Annotated in this window: 9 protein-coding genes; all 9 read left to right on the forward strand. The window is 36.5% G+C overall.

The window, feature by feature from the left end:
* Positions 1-3 precede the first annotated feature (3 nt).
* The 9 genes from C7R73_RS08655 to C7R73_RS08695 all read left to right on the forward strand — a co-directional run bounded on the left by C7R73_RS08655 (position 4) and on the right by C7R73_RS08695 (position 16,193).
* Positions 4-2,808, forward strand: a complete 2,805-nt coding sequence (locus C7R73_RS08655; RefSeq protein ID WP_106450121.1) for a DNA methyltransferase — start codon at positions 4-6, stop codon at positions 2,806-2,808.
* Positions 2,809-2,827: 19 nt separating this feature from the next.
* A complete protein-coding gene (pglZ, locus tag C7R73_RS08660; protein WP_106450122.1) occupies positions 2,828-4,714 on the forward strand; it encodes a BREX-3 system phosphatase PglZ in 1,887 nt (628 codons plus the stop codon).
* Positions 4,715-4,733: 19 nt separating this feature from the next.
* Complete coding sequence (locus C7R73_RS08665) at positions 4,734-5,465, forward strand: hypothetical protein (protein WP_205076497.1); 732 nt, start codon at positions 4,734-4,736, stop codon at positions 5,463-5,465.
* Between the two features lie 25 nt (positions 5,466-5,490).
* Positions 5,491-8,667 carry a DEAD/DEAH box helicase gene (locus tag C7R73_RS08670; protein ID WP_106450123.1) on the forward strand — a complete coding sequence of 1,059 codons (3,177 nt, stop codon included), beginning with the start codon at positions 5,491-5,493 and terminating at the stop codon, positions 8,665-8,667.
* A gap of 143 nt (positions 8,668-8,810) precedes the next feature.
* Positions 8,811-9,164, forward strand: a complete 354-nt coding sequence (locus C7R73_RS08675) for a hypothetical protein (protein ID WP_106450124.1) — start codon at positions 8,811-8,813, stop codon at positions 9,162-9,164.
* Entirely contained in the window at positions 9,146-9,901 is a 756-nt protein-coding gene (locus C7R73_RS08680; protein WP_106450125.1) for a tetratricopeptide repeat protein, read from the forward strand. The genes C7R73_RS08675 and C7R73_RS08680 overlap by 19 nt, the downstream gene beginning before the upstream one ends.
* A 91-nt stretch (positions 9,902-9,992) precedes the next feature.
* A complete protein-coding gene (locus C7R73_RS08685; protein WP_106450126.1) occupies positions 9,993-11,408 on the forward strand; it encodes a M20/M25/M40 family metallo-hydrolase in 1,416 nt (471 codons plus the stop codon).
* Between the two features lie 262 nt (positions 11,409-11,670).
* Positions 11,671-12,900 carry a sigma-70 family RNA polymerase sigma factor gene (locus tag C7R73_RS08690; protein ID WP_161525910.1) on the forward strand — a complete coding sequence of 410 codons (1,230 nt, stop codon included), beginning with the start codon at positions 11,671-11,673 and terminating at the stop codon, positions 12,898-12,900.
* A complete protein-coding gene (locus C7R73_RS08695; RefSeq protein WP_106450128.1) occupies positions 12,897-16,193 on the forward strand; it encodes a helicase-related protein in 3,297 nt (1,098 codons plus the stop codon). The genes C7R73_RS08690 and C7R73_RS08695 overlap by 4 nt, the downstream gene beginning before the upstream one ends.
* Positions 16,194-16,196 lie beyond the last annotated feature (3 nt).

A 16,196-nucleotide genomic window follows, 5' to 3' on the forward strand; every position in this document is an offset into this window, starting at 1 on the left:
TAAATGACAAACAATTCGGAACAGCTCTCATTAATAAATGAACAGCCAAAAGCAGACAATACAACTGTTGTCTGCCTAGGCATGACGTTTGAAAATGAAGAGGCAAGAAGAGAATACTTCAGCGAAGAATTACGAAAAAAACTACCAGAGTTAAAAAAAATTGACGGTTATCCTATAGGAGAAGATGAGGATATTATCGCATTGTCTGATCCTCCATATTATACAGCTTGCCCAAACCCCTGGATTAACGAATTTATCGAAAAGTGGGAAAAAGAAAAAATAGGGAGATATGATAAAAATTTAGGAGAAGAGTACCATAGGGGGCCATTTTCGGCAGATGTAAGTGAGGGAAAGAGTGACAAAATTTATAATGTTCACAGCTACCATACAAAGGTTCCGCACAAAGCTGTAATGAGATATATTCTTCATTACACTAATCCTGGTGATATTGTAATGGATGGATTCTCAGGTACAGGTATGACGGGAGTGGCTGCAAGATACTGTTCAGACAAAAGTGAAGTGGAAAAGCTAGGATATTTAGTGGATTCAACAGGGAATATTATTGATGAAGATGGTGAAATTTTTTCCCGAATTGGTGTTCGTAATACTATTTTATCTGATTTATCACCTACTGCTACGTTAATCTCACATAGTTATAATACTGAGTTAAAGAATGACGATTTCGAAAAAGAAGCTAAAAAAATAATGCAAGAACTTGAGGAAGAATATTCTTGGATGTTCGAAACCACAGATGATAATCATAAAAAATTCCCAATAAATTATATGGTGTGGAGTGATAATTTTGTATGTCCGTATTGTCAAAAAGAATTAATTTTTTGGGATATTTCTGTTGATGTAGAAGAGAAGAACATGTTGAAAGAATATCATTGTACCCACTGTAACGCTCAAGTGAACAAGCGAGAATTAGAAATTGTATTCACGCATCAATATGATTCCGCACTTGATAAAGTAGTTAAAGTTGCTAAACAAACTCCGGTATTAATTAACTACACAGATGGTAAAAATAAAATAAATAAAGTTCCTGATAAATTTGATTATGAATTACAAGGGAAAATTGAAAATATAAAAATCAACGGATTTGTACCAATCAGTGAAATACCTCAAGGGGATAAGACTGAAGAGCCAAGAAAACGCGGCATAAAATTTATACATCAATTTTATACAAAAAGAAATCTAATAATAATGTCTAGCTTTTGTGAAAAAATAAAACATTCAAAGTATAAGAATTTATTCCTTAATATTATGAGAAGTAGTTGTTCTTATTCTAATAGAATGGTAAAAGTTAACATACCTCGGCTATTGGATAAAGGGGGAATCTTCTCGTTTGGATTCGTAAGTGGTACTTTTTATATACCTAGTTTAAATGGAGATAGATCAATGTTAGATGCGCTTAAAAGTAAAATGAAAAACGTGATTTCAACAATTGATGACTATAAAGGAGAACACGTGATTTCAAATCAGAGTACAAGTTCTTTATCTAACATAAAGCCTGAATCTATAGACTATATATTTATTGATCCCCCTTTTGGGGCAAATTTAATGTATTCTGAACTTAATTTCTTGTCAGATTCTTGGCTAGGGGTTTATACAAATAATTATAGCGAAGCTATTATTAATAAAACACAGAATAAGAATCTTCTTTCTTATCAAAATTTAATGCTAGAATGTTTTAAAGAACTTCATCGAATATTAAAACCAAATCGCTGGATAACGATTGAATTTAGTAATTCAAAAGCAAGTGTATGGAATGCCATACGAGAAGCATTAGAGAAATCAGGTTTTGTTATTGCCAATGTATCTTCTTTAGATAAAAAGCAGGGTTCTTTTAATGCGATAACTTCTACAACAGCGGTTAAACAAGATTTAGTGATTTCAGCATATAAACCAACAAAAAATTTAAAGAATGCTTTTGAAGATCCAAAAAACATAAGTGAATTGCCTTGGATTTTCGTACAAAATCATATTTCAAATCTAGCGCTACCTATTGTGAATAAAAATCAAATTACGATTTCTATCGAACGTACACCTCGTATCCTTTTTGACCGAATGATTGCATATCATGTACAAAATGGTTTGCCTGTCCCGATTTCATCAGCAGAATTCCAGCTGGGTGTAACACAAAGATTCCCTATGCGTGATGGGATGGCCTTTTTGGAATCTCAAATAGCTGAATATGATAAGAAACGTATCCTTGTAAAGGATTTTTCTCAAATCAGTTTATTTGTATCAGATGAGAACAGCGCGATTGAGTGGATTCGTCAGCAATTGATGAAAAAACCTCAGACGCGTCAAGACTTACATTCTCAGTTTATGAAGGAAATACAGCACATTGCGAAGCATGAGCAATTACCTGAATTAGATGATTTACTCGTACAAAATTTTCTTCGCTATGAAGGTGATACAGCTGTACCCGACCAAATTGCAGGTTATTTACGTCGTAATTATCATGAATATCGTGGACTTGACAATGATAATGATAAGCTAAAAGTAAGGGCTATGAATTGTTGGTATGTTCCTGATCCGAATAAGCAAGCTGATTTAGAAAAATTAAGGGAGAAAACTCTTTTACGTGAATTTGAAAGCTATGTAGAAGAACTTGGGACAAATAAAAAGAAATTAAGTCATTTCCGTACGGAAGCCGTACGTGCAGGATTCAAAAAAGCGTGGACTGAGAAAGATTATAACAAGATTGTAACTGTAGGTGACCGTTTACCCGAAACGGTTATACAAGAGGATGACAAGTTATTGATGTATTATGATAATGCACAAATCCGTATAGATATGTAATAGAAAGAAGGTGATTTGATTGAACTGGCAGGAGAAAATTACTAATTATTTTGCTAATAAGGGATCAGTCTATATTGTATTTGACGAACATAGACTGTTGAATGATAAAAAATTACAGGACTTACTTAAGAAGCAAAAATTTGAGATTTATTTTTATGATGATCCAATCTGTTTTCGATATGTGTATGAAACTACGTTGAGGCACATTGAAAGAGCTAACCGTCCTACTACACTTATTGTAATTCAAGACCGCCAGTTCAATCAAATACCCTATGATATATATCAAGATGCGAATTGCATTACTTTATCGTTAGCATCAATTTTTCCGAAATTTGCTGGTTCAATTGTTCTGCAATGCCCCACTGAACTGTACGAAAAAATGTATGGAGCGCATTCACGATGCTCAAGTTTGCTCTCTGATAATGATACAATTGACTTTATTTTGCGAGAAGTTTTTTCTATTGATGCCGTTAAGTTTGCAGATGAGGTCAGCGTGGTGAAAGCTGCTTTGATATATTTTGAAGGATTTAGTGAGCCGTTGCCAAGAGATTTTATAAACTATCTAAGTCAGATGACAAAGGATGTATCTTCTGAGGTTTTCGGTTGTTTTACCTCCCAAGATGTTTTGGTAAGACGCTTGAATGAACAGTGGAAGGTATACATAATGAGCTATGTGGATGATCAGTTAGCTGAGGACAGCATCGGCTTGCATAAGAGTTACTTCAGCGATCCCTACATTCGAGCGCACATAGGGAATTTTATTTCACCTATAGAAGTTTTATCAGATAAAGATTATGAAAAATGGATGTTACCTGGCCTAATAGTGAAAGATGCCAATACGGAGTATATTAAAAGTGAAAGAAAGGTTCTATTCCGTGAGACATACGAAGCATTTGATATGACCGATTGGATTAAATTTGCGAGCGGACTAGGACATATAAAAAATCAATTACTGAAAAAAGAGGCACTGGATGCTGAATTCAAGGCACAAGCCGCTATTGCGAATAAGGCATTTGAACAATGGATGTATTCGAAATACCAAGATTTGAGCACATTACCTATCTTGCCTAAACCTAAAATGCTGCACCAGATTCCATGGTATCTTGAGCGGAAATTGAATAATAAAGTTGCACTTATCGTAATGGATGGCATGAGCTATACACAGTGGTATCAAATCCAAGAAGTTTTAGCTAAAGATAATTGGCTTTTTGATGAAAGTGGTGTTTTCTCTTGGGTACCAACTATAACTCCTGTAGCAAGACAGGCGATTTTTTCCGGGAAAGTACCAAGGGAATATGCTGATTCAATTAATACAACGAATAAAGAAGGTAAACTTTGGAAAGAATTTTGGGTGCATCAGGGGTTGCAAGAACGTAACATAGCCTATGAAAAATCATTAGGCCTAAAGGAATTCGAAAAAAATGACTTTCCATTTGTCATTTCTCCATTTATTAAAGTTTACGGAGCCGTCATTGATGTAATCGATAAATTTATGCATGGGGCAAAACAAGGAAATCGCACGATGACATCCGAAGTAGATAATTGGCTGTCCACACAATATTTTCAGAATCTATTGAAACTGTTGCATAATGAGAAATTTGATATTTATGTCACTGCAGATCACGGAAATGTAGAGTGTCAAGGGAGAGGTCGGATATTTCAAGGCGTGACTGTAGAATCCGCCAACCAGCGATTAAGAATTTATCAATCTGATAATATACGGAAACATACAGCCGCCGAACACCCAGATACATTAGTTTGGGATAATGTGAATTTACCAGATGATTATTACGTGTTGCTAGCGAAAAACAATGATGCATTTGTACTGAAAAATGATAGAATTATTACTCATGGTGGCATTCATATAGAAGAAGTGATTGTCCCGTTTGTTAGAATATATCGTTAGAAGGAAAGTAGGCACATTAATGGTGAAACCCGTTGGATTTGATCAAAAAATACAATTTCAACATTTGGATTTTCTTGCTAAAAATCTAAAAAATTATAACTCTAAGGATATTTACAGGGTTCTAGAAGAACATCTACTTTCGTCAATAAAAGGAGATAAATCTAGAAAAAATGCAATCACAATGCTCATGAAAATTTGGAAGTTGGCAGAACCTAATATTGAAGAAATCCAAGGTACCATTATTGGGGAATATCCTTATCTTTCTAATTCGGAGCAAAGGTGCGTTCATTATTGCTTAACGTGCATTGCCTATCCTTTTTATCGAGAACAAATGAATTTTATTGGTAAATACTTAAAGATGGCGGATGCGGTTAAAAGCAAAGTACTTATTTCCCAAATGAAAAGTCTATACGGAGACCGAAGACGTGTAGAAGTCGCATCCAGCGCAGTCTTGTCATCCTCAAAAGACTGGGGCATCATTACTATGGATAAACCTGGTGTATACAGCGCAACGGCACATAGGTTAGTAGTAAATGATAAACTAGTAAAAAATCTATTGATTGAAGTTTTAATGGAACACTTAAGCACAAATACAGTCAGCGTCGAAATGGTAAACGCAAGTGCGTTATTTTTCCCCTTCGATTATCACATTACTGCTGGAGACATAGACACCAAGCGCTTTACTATCATTAATAATATACGAGATACATTAATTGAACGGAATCCCAAAAACCCTTATTCATATGAGTAAGGGTTTTTCCATAGGAGGTCAGTAAATGAATATCAATGATATTATCAAAGGCCCTTTCTTTCCGGAAGCCATTGAAGTGAAAAAAATAGACTCTTTTGGTGATGAGTACTTATTGTTGGAAGGTATTGGATGCCAAACGAATCAATACTATGAACGATTATTTACACAAGGTGAATTACATTCTATATCCGTTATCAGTACCGCCGAGGAAACAGATAATCAGACGACGGGTAAATCCATTCAAAGCCGCTTTCTACATTTGATGTTAAACCTAGAAGGCAAACATTCGCAGAAAAGAGCGATAGGGAATCAGCAAATTATGCCTCTACCTCATCAAATTGAAGCGGTATATAGAAAGATGCTTCAGTCACCAAATGTACGCTATTTATTAGCGGATGATCCAGGTGCCGGAAAGACCATTATGTCCGGAATGCTCATTAAAGAGTTGAAAGCAAGAGAGAGCATTAAACGGGTTTTAATATTAGTTCCTCCAATAGTCTTAGTACAGTGGCAAGAAGAATTGGAGCAAAAATTTCAAGAACCTTTTAAAATAATTAATCGAGCAACGTTGGGCGAATATGGCAACACCAATCCATTCATAGAAAATGATTGTTGTTTAGTTTCTATGTATTGGGCTAGCCGTGAAGACATTAAGCATTTGATTCTTGAAGCATCTTTTGATCTGGTTGTCGTTGATGAAGCGCATAAAATGGCTGCTTATACATATGGAAAAGTTAAGCCAAAGACAAACAAAACTAAATTATATAACTTGGGTGAAAGTTTACTATCTAAATCTGAAAATTGTTTGCTATTAACGGCTACGCCACATAAAGGGAATGCTGAAAATTACCGTTTGTTAATGAAACTTATTGATTCAGATTTATTTAATCATCTGTTACCTGAAGAAACACTTAGAGATAAGAGTAATCCATATATTATTCGACGTCTAAAAGAATCGATGGTCAATTTTGATGGCACACCAATATTTGCAAAGCGAACAACAAAGACAGTTCTGTATACACTGACTGATGAAGAAATGGAACTTTATGATGCTGTAACTGATTATGTTCGACAACATTTTAATCGTGCAATCAATGCGGGGAAAAATAGCACGGCTTTTGCGATGATGCTGATGCAAAGACGCATGAGTTCTTCTGTTGAAGCTATTCATAAATCCTTAATTCGAAGAAGAGGCCGCTTAACTGAGCTCCTTAGTGATACTGAAGAAAGAAGAAAAAAATATGCTGATCAGGTTGAAAACTATTACCAAGATAGCCTGAATGAAGAAGTTGATAATGCTGAAGATACGCTGGATCATGAACTGGAATTATCCATCGATGAAATAGATATCGATGCTTTAAATGATGAAATTGGTGAGTTAGAACATCTGATTAAAATGACCGCAGATTTGAAGCAATATGGCATTGAGAAAAAATATCTCGAACTTGAGCAAATGCTATTTGGTGTAGATGGATTGGTATATACTGGAGAAAAAATATTGATCTTTACGGAGTCAGTAGACACTTTGAATTTTCTGTCAGAAAAACTATCTGAACGTGTACGTCCGATTGCCAAAATTGTAGGCAGTTATTCAATGGAGGAAAGGCGTAAACAAGTAGAGTTGTTCAAAACAACTGCGCAAATAATGCTGGCAACAGATGCGGGAGGAGAATCGATTAACTTACAATTTTGTAATCAAATGATCAATTATGATATTCCGTGGAATCCAAATAGATTAGAGCAGAGGATGGGACGTATACATCGTATTGGTCAGAAAAACGAGGTCTTTGTTTTCAACCTAGTAGCTAACGGTACACGCGAAGGCTATGTGATGAGTAAGTTGCTGGAAAAGCTAGAAACTATGAAGCTGGATCTAGGTAATGATTTGGTTTATAACTTTATGGGAGAACTATTGGACGGAGAGCAAACTCTGGCAGATTTAATGAGAGATGCGATACTCCATCGGGAAAATCTTGAGGAAATCGTGTCTAAGATGGATAGAAGCATAAGCGATGAACACAAGAAATTATTAAATAGCATGCAGGAATTGCAATTGAGTGAAGATACTGTTGATGTAGGTAAATTAAAACAAGAGCAATATGAGGTAGAAATAAACAAAATTTCAAATCGATTACTGGTACCGTACATAAATTATGCGTTCAATAAAAATAATGTGAAAGTTTTTCATGCACAAAATGATAGATTCCATCGCGTTGATCGTTTTCCTAAAATGATAAGAGATAAATATACGAGGCAGCTTAAGTTAGATGGATCGTACCATTATACGGGGTTCAGTGATTATATAAATGAGGAGATAAAACTAATAGACAGCGAACATCCTTTAGTGACATTAGCAAATCAATTGCTAGAGGCCAATAATGATTTCGCCGCCTTTAAAAGGTACCTGTTAACATATACTGTTCCGGAAAAGCTGGAACTGAGTGTGTATCAAGTGAAATTACAAGATGGAACGGGTAAAGAACTTCAAAATAAGCTGATTATTCTTGGTGAACGACAAGATGGTTCCATCCTTGGAATAAGTCCCTACTGGTTAGCTTTAGATAGATTTCCAGATAGTATTACAGAAATGCCAATAACTGATGACCATATCTTTAAAAAAGAGGTTTTGCAATCCAGTTTAGAAGAGAAGCGTCAGTTAGAGTTAATGAGATCAAACCAACTCAATAAATTGCATGATTATCTCATAAATTCATTTGAATCTCAGTACAATGACATATATGAAAAATTAGTTCAATATCAATTGAACAACATTGATAATCGGAACTCCATTCTTATTAATCAAATGAATTCCCAGCTTATTGATGTTGAAATCCAAAAACAAAGCCGAGTTGAATTACTCAATCGACAACGAACTATTACAATGATGCCACCTAAAAAAATAGCTCAGTTTGAACTGATCCCAAATGGAAGTTCTATGCGCGTTATAGCAGAAGATTATATTGAGATGATTGTACAATATGAAAAAGCCAATGGCCGTAAAATAGTAAAAAACTTTGATAATTTATCCCTAGTGGACTTCTACAGCGAACGATACAATGGCGAAGAACGATTCATTATACTAACGAATCATGCAAACTATGTATTTAGTGAAGAATATATGGAAGACTTGAAACATATTGTTGATAAGACTTATGTGTATTCCATTTCAAATGAGGGGATTATAGAAAATAAACTTTTATAGAAAGTTTACGGCCAAAGAGTAATATCTAATATTGTAAATGTGCACGAAAAAAGTTATACATCACGTGTATTAAACCAAGACTATTTAGTTGAGTATTTGTTGTTTCGCCAGTTAAGTAACTTTATATGATTGGAGCGGAATAGATGGCCAGAAATTTACGATTCAGTGAAATGAGTTTGGAAGAATTATTGGTTGAAATGCATAGAATGGAACTGATAAGAGAAGATGACGTCAATGGTAATGAAGATGGCTATTGGCGCGAAATCGAATTACACAAGAAGGTCTTACGAGTCTCGCGTGAATTGAAGAATCCTAAGATTAATGGTGGCAAGTCCTCGAATGACATTGATATAGATACTACTGATGTTAAACGTAAGTTATCCAAGTTACTCCTCAATCACGGTTCAGAAATGAAGTCTCGTGGGCAAGGCAGTAGGTTAGAGGCTGAAAAAGCATTGAAAGAGGCACTTTTTCTGGCATGGCGGCATACCGATTAGCGTTTATATATTATCGTATGAATGATTATAAAAAAGCTATTCAATATTTTAATGCGGCACTTGAAAATACAATTCATGATGAACCTATCTTTTGTTTATCGAATCGAGAAACCTACTACGCCAGATTGTATTTAATGACGTGTTATTTGCACGAAGTCGATAATTTGAATGATGAGTTAGAATTTTCTGCAACCAGTAAAAAATATCCTGTCCTTCCGAACTATACTTCCTACGGAATTAAGGATTTTATATCAGTTCTGGGTTTAGACCTTACGGATCAGGAGTACGAACTGCTCACCGATAAAGGAAGTCAGTATATTTCATATGAAGATGCAATGGGCTATTTCCATAAAGAAGAGCGTCCAGAAGATACCTTGATTGTTTGGTTTGATGGTGTCAACAGCAAGGTAGCTTTCAATCAAGAGGAGCAACTTTTCCGCAGTGAATTCAAAGCAAAGCAACTAGTATATCTGCTACGGTTTACTTCGCAAAACAATCCTGGTAATGAGCATAATATGCAGAACTGCTTTGAGGAACTATCCAACAGTCCTTTTGTAACGAATGACAGATTAAGGACAGCCATCAGTAAGGAAAAGCGTCTTATCTCCAGCTTGGATCCGGAATTAGATGTCATCAGTACTAGTAAATCGCCATATCCCAGTGGCTATTATTACAATAAAAAAGTGCCATATATGATCATTTGTCGTTCGGAAGAAGCCTCCTTGTTATACAAATAAAACCATCATAAAAATTGTGACAACCCCTTCACACCCATTTTCTATAATTAAGACATAAAAGAGAGAGGTTGTGATTGAAGTGGTTAAATCAATGGATGCGTTATTAGTGGAACAAGGTTTTATTTTTTCTCAGGTGGATAGCAGCACGCTAGATTTTCGCAATGAATCAGAATTGAACGTAGAATTCCTGAAGAAAGTCCTTAACAAAAGTAATTGGCGTCATGAATGGCAAGGAAGACTTCTGACAGTTGGAGATACTTTTTGGAACGAAAAAGTATGGCTTACCCATTGTGCTGTCGGGGGTAGAGGCAGAACCGAAATGTGCGGCTATTTCGATGAAGAGAACAGCGTTTCTTTGGAGATGTTGGATCTGTACATCAGTGGTTTGGTAAGACAATTAAATCGCCTGGGCTGCAAGACAATCATGAGCTGTGATGGAGAAGGCGAACGCATACCGAATATCGTATTTGCAACAGAGAATGATACGGAAAGAGCTGCTTTGTTGATGGCGGAGGTTGGACTCGAATATAGAGTTAAGTTAGCGCGCAAGACAATTGTCATCCTAAAGGAAAGAGAAGAGTTTTTAGGCTTTTTCAGCTTGCTGAACGGGCTATCAGAAAAGCTGAATGCAATCTCTACTGAGCACCTTGAGAGAGCAGTGTTTGAAAATGTCGTTGAAGAACTGCTCGAAATTCCTGGTGTAAGTGGATATGAATCTGTCATCCGCAACCATGTGATGAAGAAACTAGCGAAATTAACTGATGAAATGACAGTTGACGATTATGGGAATGTTTTGGCTGAGGTCACCTTCGGGAGAGGTAGCAGAGAACCTTCCTTGACGATTATGCTGAACGGTCATTTGGATGTAGTGGATGAAATAGAGGTCGGGAGAGAAATACTGAAGTGCGGTCCTGTCTGGACTTCCAGCACCGGTATTCTGGGTGCGGACGACAGAGCCGGAATAGGCGTTATTCTGCACACCTTGAAACAGTTACAACGGATGGAATTTCGCGCTCCTGTTAAAGTGAAGATTGCCTTCACGGTTGAGGAAGAAGTCGGATTATGCGGTGCAAAATCGGTGTCTTCAGAATTTTTGGAGGACATCCAAGCTGCCTTAGTAGTGGACCGTAGAGGAAGAGGCGATGTCGTTACTGGCACACGCGGAATCGGTTTTTGCGACGAACTATTCGGAGAGATGCTCGCACTCATCGGAAATTTAGGTGAAGAAAAACGTTGGGAATCAACATTAGGCGGGAGTAGTGACACACGCATTTGGGCACAACAAGGGATCCAAAGTGTAAATCTATCGGTTGGCTATCAAAATGAGCACACGAGCCGAGAAGAGCTAAACCTTGATGATGCATTTGCGACAGCCAATCTGCTCAAGAAGGTATTCCTCCATCTTGACCTGCTAAAGAGCGCACTACGCGGAATTCGCGGGGCAACACCAAATACGAATGAGCGCCTTCGCCGGACTCAACGCAAAGCGGTATCGTCTGCGGTTTAAAAACTATTAAGCATAAAACTAGGAGTGGTTATTCTGATTGCGGGAATAATTTTGTAATCGGAGGGAAAGCTCGGATTATTGAATTATTTCCGCTTTTTTGTAAAATAAATGTTGCATATTGAATTTATTTATTTTATAAGTAGATATTTATTGATATAATCAAATTAACATTATTTTCACAGCTTTTTATTATTCAGAAAAATAAGTATAGACCCAATATTTTTCAAGTTTTGATTAAATTAATTGAATGAAGGTGATAGGAATGGATAGTCAATTAGCTGAACAACTAACCACTATTTTCCCAGACAAAGTGATACCTGAAAGCATTCAACAATTTTACATGAAGATTGAAGAACACCATATTTTAGATGATATATCGGCATATTCTGCTCTGTATCAGGATAAGGAAAAATTAAAAAAGCTACTAAATTTGAATGGATTTTCCTGCAATTGGCCAACAAAAACCTTAAGCCGTATAGACCATAAACATGGAGGGGAAGCTTCGTTTGTCCAAGTGAATGCAAGCGCTATCAATTCGGTGGAGAATAAGCCAAGTAAGACACTTACGGACACTCCGGCGTGGGATGATGACTTTGATCTTGATGATTTTTTGGAGTCCGAAGAGTTTTCCACGAGCATGCAACAGAATGCTGATTTAAGTGACTTTAGGTTCAATAAAGAAATGATACGTGACTATCAACAGGATAACCAAGATGTTTTGAAGGAAGCAATCGTAGAAAATAATCAACGTTTGGTATGGAAAATTGTGCAGAGGTACAAGCGACACAACACTTCAATCAGTTTAACGGAGGAAGACCTGATGATATCAGGGAATATAGGCCTGCTTAAAGCTATTGAGAGATTCGATCCTGACATGGGTTTTGAGTTTTCCACGTATGCATCCAACTGGATAAGGCAAAGCATAGCTAGGGATATTATGGATTATGGTTACATGATTCGACTCCCTGTACATTTAGGCGAGCGTTTGAATAAATTAAAGCGCGTTGAGAGTGAGTTTCAGATCAAATATCCAAACTATTCTATTGAGGAAATTTGTGCTGTTCTAGAGATGAGTAAAGAGGAGTACTTGAAACTGAAGACTTATGAATATCAGTACCGAAATATGGCTAGTACTGATAAAGCTGTAGGTGAGGACGGGGATACTGCTTTATTAGATTTGCTTCAGAATAGGCATGCAGTTTTATCTGATGATTCAGATAACGAATTACTGAGAGCGCCTGAAGAATTAGCTATCAATAAAGCAGTAGCAGCATCAATCAACAACTTGCTAGTTGATACTTTGACTGAGACAGAATGCAGTGTAGTAAAAATGAGACTTGGCCTTGATGGCGAGGAAGAAAATACTCTAGAGAAAATTGGTGGAAAATTTGGCTTGACTAGGGAACGCATTCGCCAGATTGAGTCGAAGGCTCTGAAGAAAATAAGGAAAAAAATGAACTACTTAATAGCTACGAAGGGGGATTATTTGTGATTCAAACTTTAACAGACCAGACACTGCTTGATTATGCTGCTGATCAAAAGGCCTCAAATAAGAAAATAATCTATGTTTTGAAAGGTTTCGACATCTCGCAGATTGAGGCTTTAAGTAATAAGTTGTTTCAGTTTCCTGTCTATGAGAACCTAGAAATATTACTTGAAAACAAAGCGAAAATGACAGTAGATATAGTGCTTAAAGCAACTGCTGCAGAATCAGACTACTATTGGTGCACATACGAAGAATTCATGACGGCTCAAGATACGCTCTATGATTTTTTTGAATGTGAATGCATTGAGAATAATCTGTACAATAAATTATATCCCTATCAAAATACGTTGACTGATATATTCGCGGTTTATGAAGAGATTTATCACAATGATGATGAGGAAATTTCTGCATCGCAGGAAGAAAAATTGAATGCCGTTTCGATCTACTATGGGAAAATCTACTATAATGCCTCGAATGAAAAATATTACGTGACCTATGAAGCTCCAAAAATAGATTTCAATAAAATCATTCCATTCATCGACAAAAGCAATTTGAAAGTCGTCCCTATCATCAATGATTATTTGAGTGAGGAGGAGCTATATTCATTTGAGGTAGGCGATAGCGAAGATGAATTTCTTCATTTTACCGAAAAAATGGAGAATGGAAATATAGCTAAGAAAATCAGGATATTTTTTGCTGATGAAAGAGGGAGCTTGCCCAACAACTACGATGAGCGGATCGCAATCATGCAGTACATTGCTGGGGATGAATACCAGATATTTTTGGCTACGAAACAATTAAACTCAAGAACAATCGAGCGCGAAAATGAATACAAAGAAATTTTGAAGGCCTATTGGGGGTACGACTCTTTTAAAGAATTAAAGATGTACAAGGACATTGAGACAATGGGAAAAGAAACAATTGAAGTGTCTCAAGCTCAGATTATTGATGATATCATTGAGCAATCGGAAAATTCTATCCAAGGTCGAAGTTTTCGAGACGTATATGTTACTTCTTCCACTGGATCCGGAAAGTCTGTCATGTTTCAAATACCAGCACTGTACTTAGCCAACAAGTTTAAAGGCAACGGTTTTTTAACAATCGTAATCTCACCTTTGATCGGCTTGATGGATGATCAAGTAAAAAGTATGGAGTTGCGAAATATAAGCAATGCTAAAACGATCCACTCAAACTTATCCCAAATGGAAAAAGAAGAGATTATTTCGGGAGTTCAAGCCGGTACGGTAGACATTCTGTATATATCAACGGAGACTTTGCAGAGTCGCTCGGATATCGGGATGCTCATTGGACAACGAAGAGTAGGATTGTTGGTTGTGGATGAGGCTCATATTGTAACGACTTGGGGCAAATCGTTCCGTGCAGATTACTGGTATATGGGATCTTACTTGGCAAAAATGAGGAAAAAGCAGACTTTCCCCATCGTGACATTTACTGCAACTGCAATATACGGCGGTAAAGAAGACATGTACTTAGAAACAAGGGATAGCTTGAATATGGTCAATCCAATCGCTTATTTCGGTTATGTGAAACGCGATGATATTCTCATGTGTGTGCAGTCATCGCAAAAAGAGTTTACAAAATATTCCCGAGAATACATAAAAACTAAATTTGAAATAATGGGCAAACGTTTAAAGAGCTTTGATCGGAAAAATGAAAAAACTCTTGTCTATTTTCCGACTGTCAGAACGTTGAACATGTTCAACAGTCATTTAAGGCAGAATTATTCATCGATTGCGGAAAAGACGGCGCTTTATTATGGCAGCCTGGACAAACATGAGAAAAAAGAGAGCCTAAAGGAATTTAAAGATGGTGACGCTAAAGTCATGCTGGCTACTAAAGCATTCGGAATGGGGATCGATATACCTGACATCCACAATGTGTATCATTATGCACCTACCGGCAATGTCATAGATTACATCCAAGAAATAGGACGAGCTGCCAGAAGCTTGCCTGAAGGTTATGCTTGGTTCGATTTTTTGCCTCAAGATTTCACAGAAGTAAAAAGATTACACGGTATGTCCACTATAAAGAAACAGCAATTAATTGAAGTAATGAGAAAGATAGTGTCTCTTTATGAGCAAAAGAAAAATAGAAATATCGTGGTTAGTGCGGATGACTTCAAATACATATTCAATCAGAATGAATTAGAGGATTCGGATATCGACAATAAGTTGAAAATAACGTTATTGATGATTGAAAAAGATTTTGAATCCACGAAAAAATTGAGCTATGCACCGTTTGTTGCCAGGCCTAGAGCCATGTATGGGAATGAGCTTGTCTTTCTCTCAAAAAAAGGAAAAAAATTATTGGAGTCATCAAAACTGAAAAAGTATTTTAAGGAAGAAAAGCAACTTGATACTGACTATTATGATTCGATTTGTCAGATGAACTTCAAACAATTATGGGAAGACAGATATCCATCCCTGTCTTTTCCGCAATTCAAATATAAAATGTACGCGGAGGTGGAGGAATTAAAGGATCAAAAGATTCTTAAAGAAATCAGTCCTGCCATGGGCGTAGAAATCAATTATTTGAAGAATGATGTCCAAACGGTTATTGCTAGCATAAACATTGTGTTGGCTGCCCTTGAAGAATTTTTAAGAGGGAAAGTCTATTCTAAAACGTATTTTAATGAAAAGATGATCAGTGAATTTTTACAAACTAAACTGGGTATTCAAAACAGATTTGAAGCACTAGGTTTGAGTAGTGTACTCCTGAATTCACTTATACAAGTCAGCAAAATAAAGAATGCCGGATACATAAAGGCTCGTGATGAGCGCGGTGACCTATATAATGTAACTACGCATTATATGACCTACTTTGACCAAATGAAAAGAATAATAAATGGCTTATTCTATGGGGAAAAATTTGCTGATAAGTATGATGACAAGCTCGTTTTTTACGCACAACGAAGCAACAAGAATGAGCAGCTAGAGCTGGAGCAGGTATTGTTGGGTGTTGCGGAAGCAGCGGGAGCATTGTCATATGAAATCATAAGTGGAAATTCCCCGCAAATCTATATCCGCATAAACAGCATATATCAATTAGAAAAAGTTATTAAGGCCCCTCAAAAATACAACAACCTGATTTTGAAAAGCGTTCATGAACGGCACAATATCAGCGTTGAACTGTTGACCTATCTTTTTAAAATGGAGAAGGAAGGCGCAACCAAAGACGAAAAGCTTCGAAATTATACAGAAAAATTCTGGGATGTCATCGAGGATTACTTCTTAGGAAAACTTCCGGAACCCGTGCAGGCCAGCTTGTATAGGAATTAATGC

This window comes from Trichococcus alkaliphilus (assembly GCF_003008695.1).
Lineage (GTDB): Bacteria > Bacillota > Bacilli > Lactobacillales > Aerococcaceae > Trichococcus > Trichococcus alkaliphilus.